Source organism: Sphingobium agrisoli (assembly GCF_041877245.1).
GTDB lineage: Bacteria > Pseudomonadota > Alphaproteobacteria > Sphingomonadales > Sphingomonadaceae > Sphingobium.
Genome location: NZ_JBHDJI010000007.1, coordinates 89,872 through 112,878 on the forward strand (window position 1 = coordinate 89,872; position 23,007 = coordinate 112,878).

Below are 23,007 nucleotides of genomic sequence, written 5' to 3' on the forward strand. Positions count from 1 at the left end.
TTATTGGGATGCCCGTCGCTTCGCGCAAGCCACAGGGGCGCTTGAGTGAGACGGCGAGGAATCACCGTCGCTCTCTGGAAAAAGGCGCATCCGACAAATTCGATACCTCCACGCAATGCCGCTAGTCGAAATTATGTTTTGCATATCGGTCATGTCATGATAGGTTCGCTGTATCGGGTCCATGCGCCCCCATGGCAGTGTTGCTAGCCGCGACCGATCAACAATGAGAGGATGACTATGCGCTATATCGAACTTGCCCGGAAATTTTACAGCCTGCCAAGGATCACGGCTGAGGACCGCGTCGAATTTTTCAAACTGCTGCACGACGATGTCCATTATGTCGGGCTTGGCAAGGACGATGTTCGCGGCAAGGCGACCCTCGAGGCACTCTATCAGAAATATCATGACGAGAAGGAGGAAGAGGGCGTCACCAGCCTCACCTTCGACATCAAGCACGTCGCTGAAAACGGGACGACGGTGCTGCTCGACATGCGCAATACCTTCGTGATCGGCACCAACGAGTTCACCATGCCCTTCTCGATCGTGCTCAAGTTCGATGAAACAACGGGCCTCGTCACGTATTGGCAGGAGCATTACGACATTGCGACCTTCTACAAACTCTATGACGAGGCCGTGCCCACGCCCGAACTGCGCACCGTCGGCGCCGCTTCGGCATAAGGAGGGATCGGAATCATGAACGGATATCTCCTCTTCATCTATCACGAGATTCTCGATCGCGACGCGCTGGTCGAATATTGGAACGGCCTTGAAAAGGCGCTCGAGGGCCAGGATAGCGAAGACGTCATCAGCTACGGACGGATCGACCGGCTTGAAGGCACGGGCGACATCGAGGCCGTCCATCTGCTGCGCTTCCCCTCGTTCGATGCGGCAAGGAGCTTTTATCAAAGCGCCGAATTCCAGGCGATCCGCCCGCTCCTGCAAAAGGGGGCCCGCTTCTTCAGCGCCGCTCTCGACGGCGGCCGCTGGACCGATTCGAAGGACCGTATGCCTCACACGATCGGACGCACGCGCAAGGCCGCCTGAGCCCCGCCCGGTCCCCTGCCCTATGTCGGAGACGATCTGATGCCTGCCTATCTTGTCTATGTTTGCCGCGACGTCTGGGAACGCGAGGAACTCGAGAATTACTGGAACGCCCAAACGGGAACCTATGACCATCTCAAGCACCGCGTCCTCTCGGCCTACCAGAAAATGGAAGTCCTCGATGGCGAGATGCCGGCCGAAGGAATCGTGATTTCCGAATTTCCCGATATCGAAGGGCTTGAATCGATGGCCTCGGCGCGCGGCTGGTTCGATGACGAGCCCTACACCATCGCGCGCGCCCACCGGAACAAGGGCGCGGACTATATCGGGCTCCTTTGCGACGGGACGCCGACGCCGATCGAAGCGCGGATGCTCAAACCCCGCCGCAGCGCCGTCGCCTGAGCGCATCACGGAGGCGACCATGCCCGCTTACGTCATTTATTTCTGCCATGAGTTTCGCGACAAGAAGGGGCATCCCGACTATGCTGCGGCCTTTCCGGATACGGTAAAGGACATCGAATATAAGGTGCTCGCGGCCTATACCGACTATGAGGTGCTCGAAGGGCATGAGCCGGTAAAAGGCGCCGTTCTTATCGAATTTCCGTCATACGAGATCGCCAAGAAATGGTACGACAGCGCGGAATATGCGCGTGTTCGGGGTCACCGCATCCGCAACAGCTATACCGGTGTTCTCATCGACGGCGGCTCGCGCCCGCTCGCCGAGCGCTTCCCCGAGGTCGCCCTCTGAACGGCCAAAGCCGCCCCGTTCGACATCATGCAAGGATCACCCAGAGATGTTCGCCGTTTACGCCGACAACCCCAATCGCGAAGACCCGCTGAGCGCTCTGCACATCGGCGAGCAGCCGGAGCCGGCGGTTCACGACGGCTGGGTGCGCATCAAGATCAGCCACGCCAGCCTCAATCGCCATGATATTTTCACGCTGCAAGGCGTGACGCATCATGCCGAACCGCTCAAATTCCCGCTCATCCTCGGCAACGACGGCGCCGGCTATCTCGACGACGGCACGGCGGTTGCGATCTACCCGGTGGTGGGCAGCGACGATTGGCGCGGCAACGAGACACTCGACCCGCATTGGCATATCTTCAGCGAACTGCTCCCGGGCACCTTCGCCGATTATATCGCTGTACCGAAACGCAATGCCCTGCCCTTGCCACCCGGCCTCTCGCTCGAGGTGGCTTCGCTGCTAGGCACGGCCTGGTTGACGGCCTATCGTTCGCTCTTCGTGCGTGCGGGCATTCTGCCGGGCCAGCGCCTGCTCGTCCAAGGCGCGCGAGGCGGCATGGCCACCGCCCTGATCCAGCTCGGCAAGGCCGCCGGCGCCGAGGTGTGGGTCACCTGCCGCGACGAGGAAGGCCGCGAATTCGCCGAGAGCCTGGGTGCCGCCCGCACCTTTCATTCCGGCGAGCAGCTTCCTGGCAAGGCCGATATCGTGGTGGACAATGTCGGCCGGGCGACCTGGGAGCACAGCCTGGCCTCGGTCGTGCGCAACGGCACGATCGTCGTCGTCGGGGGAACGACCGGCTTTGAGGTCACGCTCCCGCTGCTCAAGGTCATCAGCCATCAATTCTCGATACTAGGTTCTGTCATGGGCACCCGCGAAGATATGGCCAGTCTGATCAATTTCATCGGCACCGCGGGGATCACCCCCTCGGTCGGCGCGGTGCTTCCGATGACCGAAGCCGATGAGGCCTTCCGCCAGATGTGGACGGGCGAGATGCGCGGAAAAATCGTCCTCACGCGCTGAGCGCGGCTCAAGGACAATGTGCATATCTCCCGCAACGCCGAGGAAAATGGCGATCCGCCCCCTCGGCCTCGTTTCAAGGAAATGATCGATGTTCAATCATGTCACCGTGGGATCGAACGACCTCGAAAAGTCACGCGCTTTCTTCGACGCAGCGCTCAGCCCCTTGGGCATGGTGTGCACGCCTGCGGCGAACCGACTCCGCTATACCGGCGACGGCAAAGTGCTGGTCGTCCTCACGCCAAGCAACGGTAACGCCGCAACGTTCGGAAACGGCGTCACCATCGGTCTGCGGGTAGCCAGTCCCGAGGCGGTGGATGCCTTTTACGCGGGCGGAATGGCGAATGGCGGCACCTGCGAGGGGCCTCCGGGGGTGCGGCCAGGCTCGCCCTTCCGCAATTACGTCGCCTATATTCGCGATCCGGAAGGCAATAAATTCTGCGCCCTTTGGCCGAATCCTGAATATGCTCAGGGCATGGCCGCCAGCCAGGACTGAACCGCCCGCTACGGAGTCAGCGGCGGGCCGGCACGGCTCGTCCAGCCCAGACGTCTGGTCGCGGCCAGACGGATTGCCCCGTTCTACGGGCGCAAAGCCGTTTGATGGCGCCAGCGATGCGCCCGTCGCGCAGGGCTTTCAAAATCCGTTCGGCTTCAGGGCGATGCACGCAGACCGCCTTCCTCCACCAACGCAGGGATTGTGACCGAGCCAACACCTTGTCGGCCACAGCGATGAGACGGCGAGTTGACGCGAAGTCGGCGTGTTCCCTCCCGAACGCCCGATCCAGCGTTCGATCAGGCCGCCTCCATTTGGCGGTGCCCTTCCTGCGATACCACGCGGACGAGCCGCAGGCCGACATGCGGACCATGCTGCAATTGTAACGGACCGGGCCAGGTGCGTCATCCGCGCGTAAGCGAGGCGCGCCACATCGGCACTGCGTTGGTGCGGACGAGAAGCTGAATACGGAGCGTGACACTGCACCGGCCGCTGATGCGGCAGCGGATGCACGCACGCTCGTCTCGAGGATTATCCAAATGGAATCGATAGTCGGCAGTTTTCGCGGTGATCTTTTCGCGAACAAAACAATTCTCGTGTCGGGCGGATCGAGCGGCGTCGGGCTGGCGCTTGCTCGCGGATTTGCAGCGCTCGGCGGCAATGTGATCGCGACGGGCACCTCGGAGCAGAAGATTCAGGCGAACCGCGACGAAAGCGTCAATCGCGGCGTGGAGTTCATTCATCTGGACGTGCGCGACGGCGCAGCCGTCACCGACCGAATGTCGAAGCTCGCTCGCCTCGACGTGATCGTGAATGCAGCCGGCATCATGTCGATCGACGAGCCGTTCGACGAGGCCGCCTATCTCAACGTACTCGATGTGAACCTGCACGGCGCATTGCGCGTGGCGCTCGCCGGAAGGCCGCTGCTGGCGCAGTCGCGCGGCTCGATCATCAATATCGTGTCGATGATCTGCTTTACCGGCAGCCCGGTCATGGTTGCCTATACCGCGAGCAAGTCGGCGTTGAAGGGCTTGACGCATACGCTGGCGCACCGTTTCGGGCGCGAGGGTATTCGCGTGAACGCGATCGCGCCGGGGTTTCACAAAACCGACATGTCAGCGCCCGTGTGGTCGGATCCGGAAAGTTCAGAGCGCGTCGTCGGGCGCACGGCGCTGGGACGATGGGGCGAGGTAAATGATCTGGTGGGCGCTGCCCTGTTTCTTGCCTCGCCCGCGGCAGCTTATGTGACGGGCGAGACGGTCGTCGTTGACGGCGGTTGGCTCAGCGGGTCAGGTCTGGGATAGCCGCATCGAGGCCGCCAGGCGCACCGCCGCCAACCGAAGGTCGGCCTCCCAACATGCGGAAATCACGCGTCGCCGGACATGCGTTGTTTCGGATCGGCGATCACTCCACCGTCGATCAGCAGTCCGATATAACGCGCCCCGCGTTCGCGATGCTTGCGTGCGGCGCTATATTCGGGACTGTAGTACCAGCGCCTGGCTTCTTCCATAGAGCCGAACTCGGCGATAACGACACCTTTGACGGGGCCGCCGCCTTCCAGCAATTCGAATGGCGCGTAGACGCTGAGCGGCTTGAAATCGTAGCCGGCGAAACTGGGAGGCGCTTCGCGCCAGTATGTTTCCAGTTCTTCGCGGTCCTCGATGCTCTGACAGATATAGACGAGATAGGCGGGCATGGTTTTCTCCAGCAATGCCGCCTCTGCGGACGGCAGCTTTGGCACGCTGAAGCACGCACGCCGCGTCGTCAATATTGCGGAAATTTATTTCGCTATGCGATATTGCCTGCTATAGTGCCCGCGTCAAACCGGCAGCCCCGCTGCCTCTGCCGCCCACACATTGACACAAGGGCATTCCATCTTGAGACGGAAAGACAAAGCTATGATTTTTGACGAACTTCGCGATAAGAATTACCTGGTGACCGGCGGGACCAAGGGCGTCGGGGCCGAGGTCGTGCGATACCTGCGCGAGGCGGGTGCCAAGGTTTTTACAAGTGCGCGATCCGCACCGGACGACCTCGAACTACCTGACCATTTCATCGCGGCGGACGTGTCGCAGGCCGAGGGCGCGAAGACGATCGCAAGGGCTGCCCTCGAAAAGCTTGGTCATATCGACGGTCTCGTCAACGTCGTCGGCGGATCGAGCGCGCCTCCGGGCGGATTTGCTGCCCTCGCCGACGAAAACTGGGAGAAAGATATCGCGCAGAATCTTTATTCCGCCGTCCGCCTCGACCGCGAAATAGCTCCGACCATGATCGCTCGCGGTTCGGGGGTTATCGTCCATATCTCCTCGATCCAGCGCACCCTTCCGCTGCACGAGGCGACGCTCGCCTATGCCGCCGCCAAGGCCGCGCTGACCACCTACAGCAAAGGCCTCTCGAAAGAGCTCGCGCCCAAGGGCGTTCGGGTGGTCAGCGTAGCACCGGGCGGCATCCAGACTGCCGCGATGGAGCGGCTGGTCGATCGGCTATCGGCCAATTTCGGGGGTGACCGCGAGGCCGCGATGCAGAGTCTGTTCGCCTCGCTTGGCGGCGTTCCGCTGGGACGCTTCGCGCAGCCGCGCGAGATTGCCGAAGTCGTCGCCTTCCTCCTCGCCAATACCGTCGCCTCGATCCTCGGGACCGAGATCGTCGTCGACGGCGGCACCATTCCGACGATCTGAAACGAAAGGCGGCCGGCGGCCTCCGCCACCGGCCGCCATCGCCTGACAGCGCGACGGGTAGTGGTCGCGCCGTCAGGCGATCTCGAGCCTTGCGATCAGGTCGCCCGTTGGCTTGAAGGCATAGTCGAGCGTAGCTGGGCTCGCGGCAAATTGCCGCTCACGCCAGTTGCGAAACGCTCGATCATCGCCGGCATATCCTGCCGGTGCGTGGCACCGCAGATCGGCAGCGCATCGCCACTTGCAAATGCCCAGCGTGGCTCGCAGCACATCATGGAAAGCCGGTGCCGGAGGGAGCCCCCCTCCGGCCCATGCCTGTCAATATTCGAACTTGAGCCGCAGTCCGTAGGTCCGCGGCATGGCCTGAAGCGATACGATGCCCTGTGTCCCGGTGATCCGGTTCGAATAATATTTCCGGTCGGTGAGATTGTCGACGTAGAAGCCGATCTCATAGGCGCCGGAAGATGGCCCGATGCCGCCCGAAACGTTCACGAGCGTCAGCTTTTTCTGATAGTCGGCGCCAAAGACGCCGCTGCGTGCCACGACGAAATCATATTCCGAGGTATAACGCGCTACGCCGTTGAGCTTCATGATCCAGTCGTCGCTGATCGGTGCCTCGACATTTGCCGAGACATAGCCGGTCCATTTCGGTGCGCGCGGCAGCGAAACGCCCGAGAGGTCGCGCGTCACGAGCACGATGCCGGTAATGGCGCCCGCGGCGTTCCGCCGATAGTCATAGGTCGCGCCATTGGTATAGCGGCGATACTTCGCGTCGAGATACTGGCCGCCGGTCGATACGGTCAGCCAGTCGCTGAACCGGTGCGTCACGTCGAGCTCGACGCCCTTGCCGCGCGCACTCGGGGAGTTTCGCACCACCCGCGTCGGCCCATTGAGAATGGACACGATCACATCCTCATAGTCATAGCGGAAAAGGGCAAGGCTTGCGCGCGTCCGCCGGTCGGGGCTGACATATTTGGCGCCGACCTCATAGCTTGTCATCGTTTCCGGACGGATCGGGTCGGTGGGATCGCGCGGGGCATAGGAGGGCGTGTTGAACCCCCCTGCCCGGAAGCCTTGCGTGTAGCTTGCATAGAGGTTGAGCTCGTCAGCATCATAAGCGACGACGATCCTCGGCGTGAACTTCTGATAGGACGCCTTCTGCTCGAACTGCAGCGGGCCGCCGGGATTGTTGAAATTCACGGCAAGCTGGTTGTTGTACGTATCGAGGTCGCGCTTGTCCTTGGTGTAGCGCCCGCCGAGCGTCAGCGTGAGCCGGTCGATCGGGCGGACATAAAGTTCGGCAAAGGCCGAATAGGATTTGGTGATCTGGAACTGGCGCCCTTCCGAACGCTGAGCCGGGCGATTGATGCCATCATAGGGCAGGCCGAACAATGTCCCGTAGAGCAGCGAACGCTGGAAGGCATCATCGTGGATGTAGCTGACCCCGGCGAGGAAATCGAAGGCACCGCCGAAGTTGCTCCCGACCTGAAGATCCTGCTGGAACGTTTTCCCGCCATAGATAGCGTCGAAAACGAAGAGCTTTGCAGCAGTCCCGTCGACATCCTGCGTGATGCCAGATTCCAGGTCGCGATAGGCGGTCAGACTCTTGAGCGTGATCGCGCCGATGTCATATTGTAGCGCCACGTTCAGGTTGTAGCTGCGGCCCTTGTCGTGGCGGCGGAAATCATCGGCGGTCTGATAGAAGCCGGTATAGACCGGCTGGGCGGTGACACAGGCAGGGCAGAAGGGCGGGCGGCTGTCATTGCGACCCGCCGCATTGGCGTTGCCATTCTCCCGGTGATAATCGAAACCCAGAACCGCGCTGAAGTCGTCCGAGGGCTCGACCCTGAGTTTGACACGCGCGTCATAGGTTTCCTTGCCGCGCACCTTGTCCCCGGTCGTGATATTGTCCAGAAACCCGCCGTCGTTGCGATATCGCCCGGCGAAGCGCACCGCAGCCTGATCGCCAAGGGGCACGTTCAGTACGCCGTCGATCTGGCTGTGGCCGAACCGACCCACCTCGACCATGCCCTTAAGCTCGAAGTCGTCGGTTGGGTCGGCGGTGCGGATAAGGATTGCGCCGCCGGTCGCGTTGCGGCCGTAAAGCGTTCCCTGCGGGCCCTTCAGGACTTCGACCGAGGCAAGGTCGACGAGGTCGAAGATCGTCCCGGTCCCGCGCGCGAGATAGGCGCCATCGACATAGGTCGCGACGGGGGTTTCAAGCCCGACGCCCGGCGTCTGGTCGCCCACGCCGCGAACGAAGACCTGAACGAAGCTGTATCCGGTATCGTAAATCAGCCCTGGTGTGACCGTCGCGATCTTGTCGATATTGCGGATGTTCAAATTCTCGATCGCGGCAGCGGAGACCGCCGTGATGCTGATCGGCACTTTTTGAAGGCTCTGGCTCTGCCGCTGCGCGGTTACCACGATGTCCTGCATGCCATCGCTTCCGGGGGACGGGGCCGCGGCCTTGGTCTCCGAGGCATCATCTGCCGCCGCGGCCGTGCTGCCGGTCGATACCGCTTGCGCCGCCGCTTCACCGGCCATTGCCAGCGAAACGGCCAGCGCGGCAGCCGACAGCATCGTGCGTGAATAACCCTTGCGCATCCTGATCCCTCCAATTGCTGATCGAGGCATGACTGCCTTCTTGATGACTGCGTAGTCGGAAATACGTCCGATATGCAAACGATACTTTCATTCTGCAAAATTTATTGCAGCCATTTCCGGCCGCAATAGAGGCGGTGCGCGAGATTTTATAATTCCTTATCATACGGTTATGGCTATGATCAGAATTGGCCGAAAACCCGTCTGCCACGGATGCAGCCCTCCATGTTTGGCTAAGGCCTTGAGTACTGGCCTTGCCCGGCAATCTCGACTAGTGAATAACTCTTTCAGTGAGCGGAGAGGTGTCGGGCACTTCGCCGCAGGGGATTTCGATCGATGCGACGCCGTGTAAAAGCCGAGATGACCGTGGGCGATTCCGACGACGGGCTGGTCGACGAGACCGGCAACCGCCAGTTCATCACCGCTCTGGCGCGTGGGCTCGACGTCGTTCGCTGCTTTCGGCGCGGTGAGCCGCCGCTCAGCAATCAGGAAATCGCACGGCGCACTGGCCTACCCCGCCCGACCATCTCGAGGATCATGTATACGCTCCGCGATCTTGGCTATCTGCGCTACTATCCAAAGACGCGCAGTTACGGCATCGGCGGAGCCGCCTATGTCCTGGGCCATATTGCCGACGAGAATTTCGATCCGATCGGCGCCATCCGGCCGATCATGCAGCGCTACGCTCAGGCGACCGGCACGAACATCGGACTCAGCACGCGCGAGCGTCTCAACATGATCTACGTCGAAGCTGTTGAAGGCGCATCGCTCGTTGGGCTGCAATTGCGCGTCGGCGACACCATCTCGCTGACCCAGAGCGCCATCGGCCTTGCCTATCTCGCCGGACTGGAAGAACGCGAGCGCTCGGCGATCGTGCGTCAGATGAAACGCGACGGCGTAACCGACATGGGCGAGTTCCTGCCCCGGCTCGACGAGGCCTGCGATCAGCTGCGGAAATATGGATTTTGTCTTTCGGTCGGAAAGTGGCGCCCCGAAATCCATGGCGTCACCGTCCCCGTCTCGGCCTCGAAGCTCGACGGGGTCTATGTGCTGAGCGCCGGCGGCCCCGCCTACGCCCTGCCCGAAAAAACGCTCATGGAGGAGACCGGTCCGTTACTCCTTCGTGCCGCCGATGAGCTGAGGGAAGCCGTCGGTCTGCGCACTTTCTCGCCGGGACGCCGGTAAAGCGAAACCAGGCAACAACGGCTCGCCCCAAGCCCTCCTGTCGGCCGGCGAATCGCGCACGGTCGAGCGCCGATGCCATGACGCCTGGCCGATCATCAATGGATCGCCATAGGCAGTGCAGAGCCTCCCGAATCGCTCTGTGGGCGCCTGCCGCTCACAGAGGCGGCCGCGCGCGCACGCACCGTTTCTTAACCTATGTTTCCAAAGTCATAGCCGCCATTACGCGATCGCCAGGCTCGACAGGTCGTTCGCAGCCACGCCTCCACTTGCTCAATTGGTTTCGCATTACGAAATATATTTTCATTTTCCTTGCAAAGACGGAGGCCCCGGTGTACCGGATCAGCGAGAGGCGCGGACTACGCGCTCCACATCCGGTCATGGGAGAGATCAAAATGATGCGTACGATATTCCTTGTCGGTGTCGCCTCGGCGGCCCTTGTTAGCCACACGAGCGCCGCCGCGCAGGCACCCGACACGGTCGCCAAAGATGATCCTGCGGCGTCGGAGATCATCGTCACCGCTCGCAAGCGCGCCGAATCGCTCCAAGACGTGCCCATCTCGGTGACCGCGCTCAATGCCAAGATGATCGAGCGCCAGAATATCGTGAAGATCGACCAGGTCGGAGCACTGACGCCCAACGTCAACCTCGCCCAGGGCGGCGTCTTGCCGACGATGTTCACCGCCTATATCCGCGGCATCGGGAACCGCTCGGGCAATGCCTCGCAAAGCGCGCCGATCGCGGTCAGCGTCGACGGGGTTTATTATTCGACGGTTTCGGGTTCGCTTGTCGATGTGTTCGACGTAGCGCAGATCGAGGTTCTTCGCGGGCCGCAGGGTACATTGCAGGGCCGCAACGCGCCGGGCGGTGCCGTTAACGTCACCACGCGCCGCCCCTCGGGCGACCTCGGCATGCGTTGGCAGGTGAGCTATGCGCGCTTCGATCAGTTGCAGGTGCGCGGCGCCGTTGAGGCCCCGCTCGTCGACGATGTCGTGGCGGTGAAGCTTTCCGGCTTCTACAACCATGGCGGCGCCTTCATGAACAACCTGACGACCGGCACGAAGAATGGCGGCGCGCTCAATAATTATGGCGGCCGGCTCGGCATCCTGCTGACGCCGACGCCCGACCTGACCGCCTATCTCACGCTCGATTATATGAAGGACCGCTCCGAGCAACCGCCGAACCGGCCCCGCCCGCATGCCGGGTCGCTTGGAACGCCTGCCGACGGATCGTTCGAACCCTCCCCGGTCGTCTGCACCGTATTCGGCTTCTGCACCGAATATGGGAAATATGAGACAGGCTCGAACCTGGTCACACCTTCGAGCCTCAAGAATTTCGGTGCGAGCCTCAACGTCGATTGGGACTTGGGGGGCGTGGAGCTGTCCTCGGTCACCGGCTACCGCGATGTGAAGGACAATCTTCGCCTCGATGCTGATGCGCTTCCGGTGACGGCGCTGCATTTTGTCGACAAGCCCCAGCGGGTCCGGCAGTTCAGCCAAGAGCTTCGGCTCGCCTCGGACTCGAGCGGACCGCTCACCTATGTGGTGGGCGCCTATTTCCTGAATTATAAATATAAGTTCGTGCAGGCGCTCGAACTGGGCGGGCCGCTGGGTGGCCTCCCTGCAGGAACGTCCTTCAGCAGCGTCCGCGCCTCCCAGGAACGCACGCGCAGCTTTGCGCTGTTCGGCCAGGCGAGTTACAAACTCACCGACAGCTGGAGCCTGTCGGGCGGCCTTCGCCAGACGTGGGACAGCAAACGGCTCGTCGCCACTCCGAGAGTGCCGGGGCCCTCGCAAGAATTCCGGACCACATTCAAGAACCTCTCGGTCGAGGCGGGGACCGAATATCGCCTCGATGGCGACAAGCTGGTCTATTTCCGCTTCTCGCAAGGCTATCGCTCGGGGGGATTCAACGAAGGTGGCGCCTTCCCGACGATCAACGTCTATGAACCCGAGCGCGTCGATTCCTACGAGCTGGGCGTCAAGACCCAATGGCTCGACCGGCGCCTGACGCTGAACACGTCCGTCTTCCAATATGCCTATCGCGACCTCCAGATCGTCACCCTTACCGGCTCGGTGGCGGGCAACATCAACCGGGTGATCAACGCGGACACGACGCGCATCCGCGGCGCGGAACTGGAACTCAATGTGCTGCCGACCGACAATTTCAACATTCGCGGAACCGTCGGCTATATCGATGCGCGCTATCCCAACCAGATCGTGAACCTCGGCGCCGGCCCTGTTAATCTTCGCAATGTCGAGAAGGACAATGTCCCGAAATGGACGGCCTCGCTCGGCGCCGACTATACGGTCGACCTCGGCGGGAAAGGTTCGATCCAGTTCGCGGGCGATCTCAGCTACAAAAGCCGCTTTGCGACCAATCCCAACCCGACCCCGATCGCCATTCAGGACAAATATGCGCTGCTGAACGGCTCAATCACCTTCACGGCTCCCGACGACCATTTCTCGGTTTCGCTGTTCGGCCAGAATCTGACCAACAAATATTACAAGGTCATTGGCGAATCCGGCAACAACTTCTTCCTGTGGGACACGGTGGGCCGGCCGCGCACCTACGGTATCAAGCTGACTGCCGACTTTTAATGCACGAGGCCACCGCGCCAGGAGAGACGAACATGCGTTTGGAGAACAAGGTCGCGGTGGTGACAGGCGGCGGTGGCGGAATCGGGCTCGCTGTTGCCCGCCGCCTGGCCAGCGAGGGCGCAGCAGTGGCCATTGGCGACCTCGATGGCGACCGGGCCGCTGCCGCGGCGGAACAGCTTCAGGCCAACGGAGGACGTGCCATCGGTCTTGGGCTGGATGTCGCCGACGAGAAGAGTGTCGACAGCGTTTTCGACGCTGTGCGCCAGTCGCTCGGGCCGACCGCTATCCTCGTCCATTCGGCGGCTATCTGGGCCCACTCTCTCGTCGAGACAATGGACGTTGCCGAGTGGCAGAGAATTCTAGACGTCAACACGCGCGGGACCTTTCTTGTCTGCCGCCGCGCGATGCGTGACATGGCGGCCGCCCGCGATGGCCGGATCGTCAACATCGCCTCGACGATCTTCCTCTCGGGTGGCCGGGGTTACGCCCATTATGCGGCGTCAAAGGGCGCGGTAATCGCCTTCACGCGCGCACTTGCGGGCGAAGCGGGGCCTAGCGGGATCACCGTGAACTGCATAGCCCCCGGCCTGATCGCGACCGAGGCGGCGGTGTCGACCCACGGCGAAGCGACCGTTGCAGCGGTCGTTGCCAGCCAGCCGATCGCGCGAGCGGGTCAGCCCGAAGATATTGCCGAGGCCGTCGCCTATTTCGCCGGCCCTGGCGCCGGGTTCACCACCGGCCAGACGCTCTATGTGAACGGCGGAACAAATTTCGGCTGAGGGGATGACATTGGAAACACAATGATTTATTCTGCATAGCGAAACCATGTTTCAGAAATAGGCGGTACTGATCGCTCAACTTCGCGGGTCTGCAGAGGATCCGTCAACCGCAAGAGAGAGTAAGATGCTTCAGCAAGCCAAACAACGTATCGATCATCTGGCCATCATCGTCAGGCCGGAAAATCTCGATGCCTATGTGGAGAAGTTCAGCAAGCTACTCGGCGTCAGCTTCGATGACTCCATCTACGCTGAAGATGCTGGCGTCCGCGCCGCCCTCTCCTGGGATTCCGGCCTAGAGATCGTCGCGCCGCTTCGTGAAGAGGGACGCTATTGGGACCGGTTGCAGCGCTTTGGCGAAGGATGCACGGTCCTCGTCTTTGGCGTGGATGATATCGATGCGGCGTCGGCCCGCGCCAATGATATGGGCATCGAGACGCGCGAATGGCGCTTCGATCCAAAATATCCCTGGCTCCGCCGGTTCAGCTCCTTCCGCGAAGTCAAGGTCGAGGCATTCCCGCCCGAATTCGTGATGGAGCTGACCTTTTCGGAAATCGTCCCGCGCGGCGAGACCGATGCCGACGACGTGCCTTGCAAACTCGTCGAACCGCTCGCCTGAATGGCTAAGCGCCGGCCAACGTCATCCGGCCGCCCTGCTCCTTTGGAGCGGAGGCGGTTCAATGACGCTTGGCCGGCGCGAATGAGCATGCCGGCGAAATCCGACATTATGGTCATCCGGCAGGATGCGGCTTGGTGGTAGGACACGGAAATCATTGGGCGTACGGTTCGGCCGATCCGTTGCTTTGGTCCTCGGCACCGGCGCGCGCCCCCCGCGCAACCGTCGTTGCTCAGGCTTGACCTGAATGTCTGTAGCGCGAGAGGGTGGGCATCCAACTGCGGATGGGGGCGCACTTCCAGTGCACGAGCACATGACCAGCGTACGGTCGGCCCCTCCTGAAATCTTCAAGCCGCGAGAGGGCAGGCATCTTCCCGGAGAAGAAGGCGTCTGGCTGTTCATTCTGGGCGACCTGATCGTGTTCGGCCTATTCTTCGTCACCTTCGTCGTTTACCGCTCATGGTCTCCCGATCTGTACGCGACGTCGCAGCGCGAGATGAACCAGGCGTTGGGGATCGCGAACACCCTGATCCTGCTGACGAGCAGCTCGACACTGGCGACAGCGGCCGATCGCCTGCGCCAGAAATCGTCCGGCGCCTCCGCCCTGATAGGCATTTCGATCGGCCTCGGCATAAGCTTCATCTTGGTGAAGATATTCGAATATAGCGAAAAGGTCCGCGCGGGCATCACGCTGAACACGAACGAATTCTACACCTTCTACTATATGTTCACCGGCACCCACCTCCTGCATGTCGTGCTCGGCGTGGGCGTGCTCTGCTACCTTTTCGCCGTGTCGAGACGCGACGCTTTGACCCCGGGCGACATCAGCACGATCGAGGGAGGCGCGTCCTTCTGGCACTTGGTCGACATATTGTGGATCGTCCTTTTCGCACTCTTCTACCTGATGCGATGAATGGCTTGGTAAACCTTTTTGCGACACGCAAAGCCGTGCTCTGGCTGGTGCTCGTGGCGCTGACAATCGTGAGCCTTGAGCTTTTTCCGGGTATCGTCGGCGGGAATCGCCAGGTCGCCGCGGCTGCGGTCATCGTCATCGCCTTCATCAAGGTCCGGATTATCGGACTAGACTACATGGAAATTCGCAACGCGCCGCGCCTCCTGCGGGCCCTGTTCGAAGCGTGGACCGGCATCGTGCTGGTGCTGATCCTCGTCTACGCAATCCCCGCTTAAAATCTTCCATGGTCGAGACGCGTCGATGACGACCCGGCCGTATCGGACAGCCGCGCAACGGCCGTGTCGACGACCAAGGGCGGAGTCGCTTGAGACCGCCCCTGTTCGGGCCAAAGGACCAATCCGCCGTCGGTCCCTCGTGCCAGCGGAAAGGCCACGCCAAGGTACGCGCACCGACGCGCGACCATGCCATTTCCAGTATTGAGCAAGATCAGTTTTAGCCGTAAGATGGAATTTGATTTCGCAATACGAAACATAAGAGGATGCCATGGCTAGCGAAGCGCTTTCATTCGACCCTCGCACGATCCCGCTCGACCAAATCGACGTCTCGAACCCCGCTCTCTACCAGCAGGACACTCACTGGCCGGTGATGTTCGAGAGGCTGCGTGCAGAAGATCCCGTCCATTATTGCGCCAAAAGCGAATATGGGCCATTTTGGTCGATCACCCGCTACAACGACATCATGGCCGTGGATACGAACCACCGCCTGTTTTCCTCGCATAATGCCACCGCGCTGGACGACGCCCGCATCGTCGGCGAAGGCGACGGCTCGGTGCCCATCCCCTCCTTCCTCCAGATGGATCCGCCAAAGCACGATCAGCAGCGTAAAGCGGTGAGCCCTGCGGTCGCTCCTGCAAATCTCGTCCTTCTCGAAGACACGATCCGCCAACGGTCGCGAAACGTGCTCGACTCGCTGCCGATCGGGACGGAATTCGACTGGGTTGAAGCGGTATCGGTTGAACTCACCATATTGATGCTGGCCACGCTCATCGATTTTCCGCTGGAAGAACGCGGCAAGCTCAAGCGCTGGTCGGACGTCATCGTCGGCTTCCCGGGCGACGGAATCGTTGAATCCTGGGATCAACGCAATCGCGAGATGCGCGAACTGGCGGAGACGTTCTTGAAGCTGAAAGCAGAACGCACGAAGGCGGCGCCGACCAACGACGCGATATCGATCCTGGCGCATTCCGCTGAACGGCAAGACATGGACCCGGTCGAATTTGTCGCCAATGTGACCCTGCTGATCGTCGGTGGCAACGAAACCACCCGCAACACGATGTCGGGCAGTGTCCTTGCGCTTCACGACTTCCCGGCTGAGTGGAAGAAACTGCAAAACGATCCGGCGCTCATCACCTCTATGGTGCCCGAAGCGATCCGCTGGCAGTCACCGGTCATGTATCAATCGCGGCGCGCCACGGAGGATGTCGAATTCGGCGGCAAGCTCATCCGCAAGGGCGACAAGGTCGCCATGTGGTACATTTCGGGCAATCGCGATGGCGAGGTCATCGAAGAGCCGGATCGTTTCTTCGTCGACCGCGAACGGCCGCGCCAGCACCTGTCCTTCGGCTTTGGAATTCATCGCTGCCTCGGCAACCGGCTCGCCGAAATGCAGCTACGCATTTTGTGGGAGGAGATACTGGCGCGGGGATGGCAGCGGATCGAGGTCACCGGCACGCCCATCTACGGCTACTCCAACACGCTGCGCGGCATCAACACCCTGCCCGTTCGCATCCACGCCTGAACCAATTGGAAAGAGATAGTCATGCCCAAAATCCTATTCGTCGAGGCCGACGGCACCGAGCATGAGGTCGAGGTGGCGCTTGGCGTTTCCGCGATGGAGGGAGCGGTGCAGAACAGCGTTCCCGGCATCGACGGGGATTGCGGCGGCCAGGCGGCCTGCGCCACTTGTCACGTATTTGTCGACAGCGGCTGGCTCGCGAAGACGGGAACCGCCGAACCCGTAACCGAGCGGCCGATGCTGGAACTTGCGGAGGGCGCCGAGGACAATAGCCGCCTCGCCTGTCAGATCATCATGACCGATGAATTGGACGGGCTCGTGCTCCGGATGCCGGCCCAGCAATTCTGACGCGCCCAGCGCTCTGTCGGCCTATTGCTGGACCCGTCCGGGCATGGAGCTACCGGACCGACGCGCCTGCCTCGTGCAGATGCGGAACTGAAGCGGCAGTTTGCGGCCTGGTCAGGCGGCAGGAGTCGCGCTTGCGTTAGCCGGTCGTCTGGCGACGCCGGCAACAAGCGCTCCTGTCAGGTTGATCCACAGTCCCAGGGTAACTGCGGCGACCCAGAATGCCAGAAGGCCATTCCAGGCAAAGGGCCCCGATTTGAAAAATGGCACGAAAAGACCCATCATCAACAATAGTCCGACCCAGAAGCAGATATAGCCGTACCAGCGGGGAAAGACCGGCCTTTCGCCGCGATCCGACAGGACCGCGAAACCGATCGCCCACATCTGGAACAACGCCGGCGCCACTGGAAAAACGAAAGCGAACCAGCCGAGGTCGCTGAGCAATTGCGTCGTGTCGGGCATGCGTTCCGGCCGATAGGTGGCGAGAGCCCAAGCCACCGACGTGCCGTAAAGCGGCACCAGGCTGATCCCGCCGAGCGTGAGTTGCACGCGCGCCCAGCTTCTGGCTCGCGCCCCGCCGATTTGTTCCAACTGGTCTCCGAGCGCTGTGTAAAGCAGCATCAGCCCTGACATCAGGAACAGCATGGCAATCGCGACCACCCGGACGGCGCTGGCGTTGTCGGTGTAGAAACGGATGATCTCAGCCTGATCTGTGACGGGTGAAACCGGCGGTATCAGGCCGGCGGCATACATTGACAGTCCTACGACCAACGCCGTTACCGGTCCGGCAACGGCTCCTGACATCTGCGCCTTGTTGGTCATCGCTTCCCCCCGATTATCTGTTCGTCGGAGCCACTTCACCGGAAATGTGCACCGGCGGCCCGCGACACCATAAGGCCTGCCAAGTAATTTTGCTAGTCAAAACGAAATTATGGACAGCGAACAGTGCGACGCTCGATACAAAGCAGGAACGATCGGAAGTTTGTCCGCATTGCGAAATTATAGACCGTTATACGAAATCATATTGACGTCCTCGTTCGTTTGGAGCTAGCGATGCCTGCGTGACCGGGAAAAATCCCGGCGCGATCATGAGAGGATGCATGATGATCAGGTCCACGCGGATTCCTGCCATTGAGCATGTGGGGCTGTCGCGCGACCGCCTTCTGACCGGCCGGCTAACCCCTCTGCCCCACCAGACGACGCTGGTGTCGTCGGACAGCCACTGGTTCCTCTACGATGATATTTTTCATGCCCGGGCACCGGATCGGCTGAAGGATCGGATGCCGCGCATCTGGACGGACGACGAGAACGGGTTTTCTTACATCGGGGTCGGGTTTCGGAAGTTCCTGACGGGGATATTCGATCCTATCCTGCACAGCCTCGACCGACCCGGCGCCCACGACCTTGATGCGCGACTGGCCGATCTCGACAGCGACGGCGTCGAGATGGAGATCCTGTTTCCGCAGTGGCTGATGTATTATCTTCATCAGCCCGATCTCGAAGCGCGCGAGTGGATCTTTCGCATATATAACGACTATCTGGCCGAGCTGTGCGAGCGGTCCGGGGGACGCCTGTTCGGGGTCGGCATCCCCAATTATTGGGATGCAAGCGCCGCGCGCGCGTCGATCCAGCACATCCGCGATCTTGGGCTGCGTACTTATATTCTGCCCATCAATCCCGGTGAGGATGCCGACGGCAACCAGGTCGTTTATGCCGACGCCGCGATGCGACCGCTATGGGATGCGGCTGAAGAGGCCGGACTGCCGGTCAATTTCCACGTCGGCGAGTCCGCCACCAATCTCGAAGGTCCAGGCGGCGTTGGCGTCACGGTCATGGAGACCTTCACGCCGTTCCGGCGTTCGCTGGGCCAGCTGATATTCGGCGGCATCTTCGATCGGCACCCCAGTCTTCGGGTCGTATTCTCCGAAGCCGGGATCAACTGGATACCCGGCGCGCTGCAAGACGCAGAAATGGCCGCCGATGGTTGGGGCAAGCTCCTCCGACCGAAGATCGCGAACCGACCTACCGAATATTGGGCCAAGCATTGCTATGCGACCTTCATGGCGGACGAGGTCGGGCTGAAGCTGCTCGACTATATCGGCGCCGACCGGGTGATGTGGTCGACCGACTACCCGCACAACGAGGGCTGCCACGGCTATGTCGGAGAGACGATCCGCCAGGTTCTCGACGCCGTTTCGCCGGACGAGGCGCGAATGATCCTCGGGGGCACCGCGATCAGCCTCTACGGTCTCGATCGCCCATCAGGCCGGCCGTCTGACGCCGCGCCGCGCATCCACTGATTTCGATAACAGCAGGCGATTTGACCGTGACAAAGCTCCAAGGAAAAGTCGTCGTGGTCACCGGTGCCGGATCGGGCATCGGGCTCGCGGCGGCGCACATCATCGCCCGGCAGGGCGCATCGGTTGTCCTCGCCGATCGCTTCGCCGAAAAGTCTGAAGCCGGCGCGGCCGACATTCGCGCCGCAGGCGGCATCGCCATCGCGGTCGGCGCCGATGTCGCGGACGAAGACCAGGTCAGGGCGATGATCGATACCGCCGTCTCCGAATTCGGTGGGCTCGATGCGCTCCACAACAATGCCGCGCTCATGGACCCGGATGTCCTCTGCGGCGACGGCAGCCTGCTCGATCTTGATCCCGATCTCTATGCGCGCGTTCTGCGCGTCAACCTCGTCGGCTACGCGCTGGGCGCGAAACATGCCGTGCCGCACATCATCCGGCGCGGCGGCGGCGCGATCATCAACACCGGGTCGGTGACCGGCCTATCGGGCGAGCATGTCCGCGCCATGTACGGTTCGTCGAAGGCAGGCGTTATCGGTCTCAGCCGCAACATCGCCGTGCAGTTCGGCAAGGATGGCGTGCGCTGCATCTCGATATCGCCGGGCCTCGTCATGACGCCGGCACTTGAGGCCAATATTCCTCCGCAGGAGGTTGAGCGACTCGTGAGGCACATGTTGCTGACGCGGCCAGGCCGCCCCGCCGACATTGGAGAGCTCGCCGCATTCCTCATCTCCGATGCCGGATCCTACATAACCGGGATCGATATCCCCGTCGACGGGGGGCTTGTCGCCCACTGGCCGACCTTCGCCGACGAACGCGACGCGGCCGCGGCCGCAAGATGCGACCAGCAGCCAACGAATAAATAATGACCGGGTGGGAGAAAGACATGCACACGAACCTTGCCTTGCGCTGCAGCTCATCGCTCGCGGCCTGTTTGCTGGCCGCGGGTCTGCCCGCCGCCGCGATGGCACAGGACGGCGGGGCGACCGAAGCGGCCAAGACGCCGCAGCCGGCGTCCAGTGCCGCCAGCAATGGCGATATCGTCGTAACGGCGCAGCGTCAGTCGCAGGACGTTCGAAAAGTCCCGATTGCCGTGACGGCCGTCTCCGGAGAGACCATCCAGAATCTCAACATCCGCAACGTCGACAAGATCGCGACGGTGACGACGGGCCTCATCTACGACACGGGCTACAGCTTCGTCCAAACCTACATCCGCGGCATCGGCGTATCGAATGCCCCCGGCGTTGGCCTCGAGGCGCCCGTCGCCATCTATATCGACGGCGCCTATATGCCGCGCGGCACCGGCACGATCTTCGACCTTGTCGATGTCGGCTCCATCGAAGTTCTGAAAGGGCCGCAGGGTACGCTCTATGGACATAATGCCAGCGGGGGTGCGATCCTCATTCGCAGCGCCGACCCCACGGCAGGTTTCGAAGGCAGCCTGACCGGCGAATATGGCCGCTTCGACCATGTGATGATCGATGCAATGGTAAATGTCCCCGTGTCCGACACCCTGAGCGTACGTGTCGCCGGTCGCTACCGCGATGATGGCGGATTTCTCAAAAACATCACGACCGGGCAGGATGTGCGGGGCAAGGAGTCGACCGACGCTCGCGTCAAGCTCAAATGGGAGCCCGCGAGCGCCTTCACGGCTACCGCTGCGTTCGATTATCATTGGGAAAAGGGGACGGCCAACGCCGCCGGCGGTCAGGGCGCGGGACTACCATTTTGCGTCGGCTGCCTCCTGGGCGCAACGCCCGAGGTTGCGGGCCCCTATGAGGCCACCGAGGATTTCAAACGCGAGGACATAGCGCGCTCGCTGAACGGAAATCTGAAACTGCGATACGAGTTCGGGGATTTCGCGGCCGAGGCGGTGACCAACTATCGCGATCTTTACGGCTATATCAGCGATGACAGCGATCGCACGTCGATCCCGCTATTTGCCTATGACGCGCTTTACGGCGGCAAGACCTTTTCGCAGGATCTACAGCTATCGGGATCGTTCAGCGACCCGATCGATTTCCTCGTCGGCGCCCAGTATATCAACGACAAGGCCTATCAGCGAAGCCTTATCTACGGTCTCGCCTTCGGCCTTCCCTACGACTCCACCGGGACAACGCGCAAACAGAGCCTTGCCCCCGCCAACCGCATCCAGGGCCAGCAGGATGTAACCACCCACAGCTATGCCGCGTTCGCCGAGCTCTATATCAGGCCGGTCGACCGGCTCACAATCTCGCTCGGCGGCCGATACTCCAAGGATAGCCGCCGGATCAGCACGGTACTCAATCCGATTGCGCAGGCGATCTTCAACCCGGCGGGGACGAGCAGCTTTCAGCAGCGCGACAGCTGGAGCAAATTCACTCCGCGCGTGGTCGTTGCCTATGATCTCGGGACGGTCAACCTCTACGGCAGCTACACGCAGGGATTCAAGTCGGGCGGATTCAACGTTCCATCGTTTGCGCCGCAGCTTGATCCCATCAATCCGGAAACGGTCGACAGTTATGAACTCGGCGCAAAGTTCGTCAGCGACGACAGGCGAACGCGCATCAATCTGTCCGCATTCCGGTACGATTACAGCGACGCCCAGGTTTCGATCATCGATCAAACGGGGGCGAGCCAGATCATCCTCAATGCCGCGAGCGCTCGCGGCAAGGGGTTCGAACTCGACGGGTCGCAGCGGGTCGGCGATTTTCTGACCCTTTCGGGGGGGCTCTCCTATCTCGACGCGCGATATCGCGACTATCCCAATGCGGCCGTCTTCAAATATGCGCGCGACGGCAGCGGAAACATCGTGGGCGTGGCAACCGGCCAAGAAAATCTGTCGGGCACGCGAATGCCGCGCTCGCCAAAATGGTCGGGCTTCGTGTCGGCAAACCTCGAAGCCCCGCTCGGGGGGAACTGGGTTGCGCGTCTGAACAGCGTGGCGCATTTCACGTCGAGCTATCTCTTCCAGCCTGGAGCCGGAGGCGACCTCAGGTCCGATCAGCAGGCAGGTTACACGATCGTCAATCTGTCGGGCGGGGTCGGGCCCGATAGCGGCGCGTATGAGATCGGCTTCTATGTCGATAATCTGACCAACAAGAATTATTACAGCACTATCGCCGTCGGCGGGTTCGGGGTCGCCGAATTGATCGCGCCTCCCATCACCTATGGTCTCCGCCTGAAGGCGCGCTTCTGAGGCATTGTGGAGCCGACCGCGCCGCCGATCAGGCCGCGCGGTCCGCCGCTCGGTCCTGGATCAGTCGAACGAACCGGCCGCGGCGAGGTCGTCCTGAAGAACGCCCAGTCGCGACGTGTCGGCATATTCGCGAAGAGCAGCGATCTTTCCGTCGCGCATCGTCGCAAAGAACACGTAACTATTTTCATAGGGCAGGCCGCGGCATGTCGTCGCGCGGCTCTTTGCGAAGACGATGAACGAGGCCGGATCGAGACAGTCGTGGACCTCAAATTCGCCCACCCACTCAAATTCTGAAAAAAGCCGGAAGCGGAGTTCCGCGTCGGCCGAATGCTCGGCAGAGCCCTCGCGGTAATTCTTCAACCCCTCGGGCATGAACGGAATGTCCAGCCGCCCGTCCGGGCAATAAAAGTCGGGATATCGGCCCTCGGCATAGCCGCCGTCCGCGGCGCTCGCCCGGCTGCGGTCTATGCGCCCCATCAGCCTGATCATCTCTATCAGGGCGTGGCGGTTTTCCTCGCGCAGCCGCGCTGTACGCTCATCGCTTGCCTGTCCTTCCATCTCGCCCCCCTCGCCTACTTTCCCTGACGGAATAAAAACCGCTGTGCCCGCTGCAATCCGGAACTTGGTTCTGCGTCACGAGGCGAAGCATCTGCCTGCCTTCCTCGCGGCAATGAAGCGCCCGCCGGTCTGTCTTTGGCGGCGGACCCAGCCAAGCCGGCCCCAGTCTCGC

Annotated in this window: 23 protein-coding genes; 19 read left to right on the forward strand and 4 right to left on the reverse strand. The window is 61.6% G+C overall.

Going from position 1 to position 23,007, the window contains the following annotated elements; genetic code table 11:
* Window positions 1-231 precede the first annotated feature (231 nt).
* The 7 genes from ACETPF_RS12680 to ACETPF_RS12710 all read left to right on the forward strand — a co-directional run bounded on the left by ACETPF_RS12680 (window position 232) and on the right by ACETPF_RS12710 (window position 4,601).
* A complete protein-coding gene (locus tag ACETPF_RS12680) occupies window positions 232-678 on the forward strand; it encodes a nuclear transport factor 2 family protein (protein ID WP_373934859.1) in 447 nt (148 codons plus the stop codon).
* Between the two features lie 15 nt (window positions 679-693).
* Window positions 694-1,044: a DUF1330 domain-containing protein gene (locus ACETPF_RS12685; protein WP_373934860.1), complete on the forward strand. Its 351-nt coding sequence runs from the start codon at window positions 694-696 to the stop codon at window positions 1,042-1,044.
* 39 nt (window positions 1,045-1,083) lie between these two features.
* On the forward strand, window positions 1,084-1,443 hold the full coding sequence (locus tag ACETPF_RS12690; protein ID WP_373934861.1) for a DUF1330 domain-containing protein: 360 nt from the start codon (window positions 1,084-1,086) through the stop codon (window positions 1,441-1,443).
* Window positions 1,444-1,462: 19 nt separating this feature from the next.
* A complete protein-coding gene (locus tag ACETPF_RS12695) occupies window positions 1,463-1,789 on the forward strand; it encodes a DUF1330 domain-containing protein (RefSeq protein WP_373934862.1) in 327 nt (108 codons plus the stop codon).
* Between the two features lie 46 nt (window positions 1,790-1,835).
* On the forward strand, window positions 1,836-2,807 hold the full coding sequence (locus tag ACETPF_RS12700) for a zinc-binding dehydrogenase (protein ID WP_373934863.1): 972 nt from the start codon (window positions 1,836-1,838) through the stop codon (window positions 2,805-2,807).
* Window positions 2,808-2,895: 88 nt separating this feature from the next.
* Window positions 2,896-3,300: a VOC family protein gene (locus ACETPF_RS12705; protein WP_373934864.1), complete on the forward strand. Its 405-nt coding sequence runs from the start codon at window positions 2,896-2,898 to the stop codon at window positions 3,298-3,300.
* Window positions 3,301-3,836: 536 nt separating this feature from the next.
* The gene (locus ACETPF_RS12710) at window positions 3,837-4,601 is read left to right on the forward strand and encodes an SDR family NAD(P)-dependent oxidoreductase (RefSeq protein ID WP_373934865.1); all 765 of its coding nucleotides are present in this window, start codon (window positions 3,837-3,839) and stop codon (window positions 4,599-4,601) included.
* Window positions 4,602-4,663: 62 nt separating this feature from the next.
* Here ACETPF_RS12710 and ACETPF_RS12715 read toward each other — a convergent pair whose 3' ends face one another.
* A complete protein-coding gene (locus tag ACETPF_RS12715) occupies window positions 4,664-5,038 on the reverse strand; it encodes a DUF1330 domain-containing protein (RefSeq protein ID WP_373934866.1) in 375 nt (124 codons plus the stop codon).
* 157 nt (window positions 5,039-5,195) lie between these two features.
* On the opposite strand from ACETPF_RS12715, the gene ACETPF_RS12720 reads away from it, so the two are divergent.
* Window positions 5,196-5,975, forward strand: a complete 780-nt coding sequence (locus ACETPF_RS12720; RefSeq protein WP_373934867.1) for an SDR family oxidoreductase — start codon at window positions 5,196-5,198, stop codon at window positions 5,973-5,975.
* Window positions 5,976-6,290: 315 nt separating this feature from the next.
* Here the strand turns inward: ACETPF_RS12720 and ACETPF_RS12725 are convergent, their stop codons facing one another.
* Window positions 6,291-8,579 (reverse strand): TonB-dependent receptor, encoded by a 2,289-nt coding sequence (locus tag ACETPF_RS12725; RefSeq protein WP_373934868.1) that lies wholly within the window; start codon window positions 8,577-8,579, stop codon window positions 6,291-6,293.
* A 333-nt stretch (window positions 8,580-8,912) separates the two neighbouring features.
* Here ACETPF_RS12725 and ACETPF_RS12730 point away from each other — a divergent pair, with 333 nt between their 5' ends.
* From ACETPF_RS12730 to ACETPF_RS12765, 8 genes are all read left to right on the forward strand, one after another.
* Entirely contained in the window at window positions 8,913-9,761 is an 849-nt protein-coding gene (locus ACETPF_RS12730; RefSeq protein ID WP_373934869.1) for an IclR family transcriptional regulator, read from the forward strand.
* A gap of 392 nt (window positions 9,762-10,153) precedes the next feature.
* Complete coding sequence (locus tag ACETPF_RS12735; RefSeq protein WP_373934870.1) at window positions 10,154-12,358, forward strand: TonB-dependent receptor; 2,205 nt, start codon at window positions 10,154-10,156, stop codon at window positions 12,356-12,358.
* A 32-nt stretch (window positions 12,359-12,390) separates the two neighbouring features.
* The gene (locus tag ACETPF_RS12740) at window positions 12,391-13,137 is read left to right on the forward strand and encodes an SDR family oxidoreductase (protein WP_373934871.1); all 747 of its coding nucleotides are present in this window, start codon (window positions 12,391-12,393) and stop codon (window positions 13,135-13,137) included.
* A gap of 124 nt (window positions 13,138-13,261) precedes the next feature.
* Window positions 13,262-13,753, forward strand: coding sequence for a VOC family protein (locus tag ACETPF_RS12745; RefSeq protein ID WP_373934872.1), 492 nt, complete (start codon window positions 13,262-13,264; stop codon window positions 13,751-13,753).
* A gap of 310 nt (window positions 13,754-14,063) precedes the next feature.
* The gene (locus tag ACETPF_RS12750) at window positions 14,064-14,663 is read left to right on the forward strand and encodes a cytochrome c oxidase subunit 3 (RefSeq protein WP_373934873.1); all 600 of its coding nucleotides are present in this window, start codon (window positions 14,064-14,066) and stop codon (window positions 14,661-14,663) included.
* Window positions 14,660-14,938: a cytochrome C oxidase subunit IV family protein gene (locus tag ACETPF_RS12755; RefSeq protein ID WP_373934874.1), complete on the forward strand. Its 279-nt coding sequence runs from the start codon at window positions 14,660-14,662 to the stop codon at window positions 14,936-14,938. Before ACETPF_RS12750 ends, ACETPF_RS12755 begins: the two co-directional genes overlap by 4 nt.
* A 268-nt stretch (window positions 14,939-15,206) precedes the next feature.
* Window positions 15,207-16,460: a cytochrome P450 gene (locus tag ACETPF_RS12760; protein ID WP_373934875.1), complete on the forward strand. Its 1,254-nt coding sequence runs from the start codon at window positions 15,207-15,209 to the stop codon at window positions 16,458-16,460.
* Between the two features lie 21 nt (window positions 16,461-16,481).
* Entirely contained in the window at window positions 16,482-16,805 is a 324-nt protein-coding gene (locus ACETPF_RS12765; RefSeq protein WP_373934876.1) for a 2Fe-2S iron-sulfur cluster-binding protein, read from the forward strand.
* A gap of 111 nt (window positions 16,806-16,916) precedes the next feature.
* On the opposite strand, the gene ACETPF_RS12770 is transcribed toward ACETPF_RS12765, so the two are convergent.
* Window positions 16,917-17,624 (reverse strand): hypothetical protein, encoded by a 708-nt coding sequence (locus ACETPF_RS12770; protein WP_373934877.1) that lies wholly within the window; start codon window positions 17,622-17,624, stop codon window positions 16,917-16,919.
* A gap of 281 nt (window positions 17,625-17,905) precedes the next feature.
* On the opposite strand from ACETPF_RS12770, the gene ACETPF_RS12775 reads away from it, so the two are divergent.
* The 3 genes from ACETPF_RS12775 (at window position 17,906) to ACETPF_RS12785 (ending at window position 22,277) form a co-directional block, all read left to right on the forward strand.
* A complete protein-coding gene (locus ACETPF_RS12775; RefSeq protein WP_373934878.1) occupies window positions 17,906-19,102 on the forward strand; it encodes an amidohydrolase family protein in 1,197 nt (398 codons plus the stop codon).
* Window positions 19,103-19,128: 26 nt separating this feature from the next.
* Window positions 19,129-19,965: an SDR family NAD(P)-dependent oxidoreductase gene (locus ACETPF_RS12780; protein ID WP_373934879.1), complete on the forward strand. Its 837-nt coding sequence runs from the start codon at window positions 19,129-19,131 to the stop codon at window positions 19,963-19,965.
* Between the two features lie 68 nt (window positions 19,966-20,033).
* Window positions 20,034-22,277 carry a TonB-dependent receptor gene (locus ACETPF_RS12785; RefSeq protein WP_373934880.1) on the forward strand — a complete coding sequence of 748 codons (2,244 nt, stop codon included), beginning with the start codon at window positions 20,034-20,036 and terminating at the stop codon, window positions 22,275-22,277.
* Window positions 22,278-22,337: 60 nt separating this feature from the next.
* On the opposite strand, the gene ACETPF_RS12790 is transcribed toward ACETPF_RS12785, so the two are convergent.
* Window positions 22,338-22,835: a nuclear transport factor 2 family protein gene (locus tag ACETPF_RS12790; protein WP_373934881.1), complete on the reverse strand. Its 498-nt coding sequence runs from the start codon at window positions 22,833-22,835 to the stop codon at window positions 22,338-22,340.
* Between the last annotated feature and the right edge of the window lie 172 nt (window positions 22,836-23,007).

What these genes read in the sequence shown, in the direction of transcription:
- ACETPF_RS12680 (WP_373934859.1), top strand. Translation starts at nt 232, where the DNA reads ATGACTATGCGCTATATCGAACTTGCCCGGAAATTTTACAGCCTGCCA.
- ACETPF_RS12685 (WP_373934860.1), top strand. Translation starts at nt 694, where the DNA reads ATGAACGGATATCTCCTCTTCATCTATCACGAGATTCTCGATCGCGAC.
- ACETPF_RS12690 (WP_373934861.1), top strand. Translation starts at nt 1,084, where the DNA reads ATGCCTGCCTATCTTGTCTATGTTTGCCGCGACGTCTGGGAACGCGAG.
- ACETPF_RS12695 (WP_373934862.1), top strand. Translation starts at nt 1,463, where the DNA reads ATGCCCGCTTACGTCATTTATTTCTGCCATGAGTTTCGCGACAAGAAG.
- ACETPF_RS12700 (WP_373934863.1), top strand. Translation starts at nt 1,836, where the DNA reads ATGTTCGCCGTTTACGCCGACAACCCCAATCGCGAAGACCCGCTGAGC.
- ACETPF_RS12705 (WP_373934864.1), top strand. Translation starts at nt 2,896, where the DNA reads ATGTTCAATCATGTCACCGTGGGATCGAACGACCTCGAAAAGTCACGC.
- ACETPF_RS12710 (WP_373934865.1), top strand. Translation starts at nt 3,837, where the DNA reads ATGGAATCGATAGTCGGCAGTTTTCGCGGTGATCTTTTCGCGAACAAA.
- ACETPF_RS12720 (WP_373934867.1), top strand. Translation starts at nt 5,196, where the DNA reads ATGATTTTTGACGAACTTCGCGATAAGAATTACCTGGTGACCGGCGGG.
- ACETPF_RS12725 (WP_373934868.1), bottom strand. Translation starts at nt 8,579, where the DNA reads ATGCGCAAGGGTTATTCACGCACGATGCTGTCGGCTGCCGCGCTGGCC.
- ACETPF_RS12730 (WP_373934869.1), top strand. Translation starts at nt 8,913, where the DNA reads ATGCGACGCCGTGTAAAAGCCGAGATGACCGTGGGCGATTCCGACGAC.
- ACETPF_RS12735 (WP_373934870.1), top strand. Translation starts at nt 10,154, where the DNA reads ATGATGCGTACGATATTCCTTGTCGGTGTCGCCTCGGCGGCCCTTGTT.
- ACETPF_RS12740 (WP_373934871.1), top strand. Translation starts at nt 12,391, where the DNA reads ATGCGTTTGGAGAACAAGGTCGCGGTGGTGACAGGCGGCGGTGGCGGA.
- ACETPF_RS12745 (WP_373934872.1), top strand. Translation starts at nt 13,262, where the DNA reads ATGCTTCAGCAAGCCAAACAACGTATCGATCATCTGGCCATCATCGTC.
- ACETPF_RS12750 (WP_373934873.1), top strand. Translation starts at nt 14,064, where the DNA reads ATGACCAGCGTACGGTCGGCCCCTCCTGAAATCTTCAAGCCGCGAGAG.
- ACETPF_RS12755 (WP_373934874.1), top strand. Translation starts at nt 14,660, where the DNA reads ATGAATGGCTTGGTAAACCTTTTTGCGACACGCAAAGCCGTGCTCTGG.
- ACETPF_RS12760 (WP_373934875.1), top strand. Translation starts at nt 15,207, where the DNA reads ATGGCTAGCGAAGCGCTTTCATTCGACCCTCGCACGATCCCGCTCGAC.
- ACETPF_RS12765 (WP_373934876.1), top strand. Translation starts at nt 16,482, where the DNA reads ATGCCCAAAATCCTATTCGTCGAGGCCGACGGCACCGAGCATGAGGTC.
- ACETPF_RS12770 (WP_373934877.1), bottom strand. Translation starts at nt 17,624, where the DNA reads ATGACCAACAAGGCGCAGATGTCAGGAGCCGTTGCCGGACCGGTAACG.
- ACETPF_RS12775 (WP_373934878.1), top strand. Translation starts at nt 17,906, where the DNA reads ATGATCAGGTCCACGCGGATTCCTGCCATTGAGCATGTGGGGCTGTCG.
- ACETPF_RS12790 (WP_373934881.1), bottom strand. Translation starts at nt 22,835, where the DNA reads ATGGAAGGACAGGCAAGCGATGAGCGTACAGCGCGGCTGCGCGAGGAA.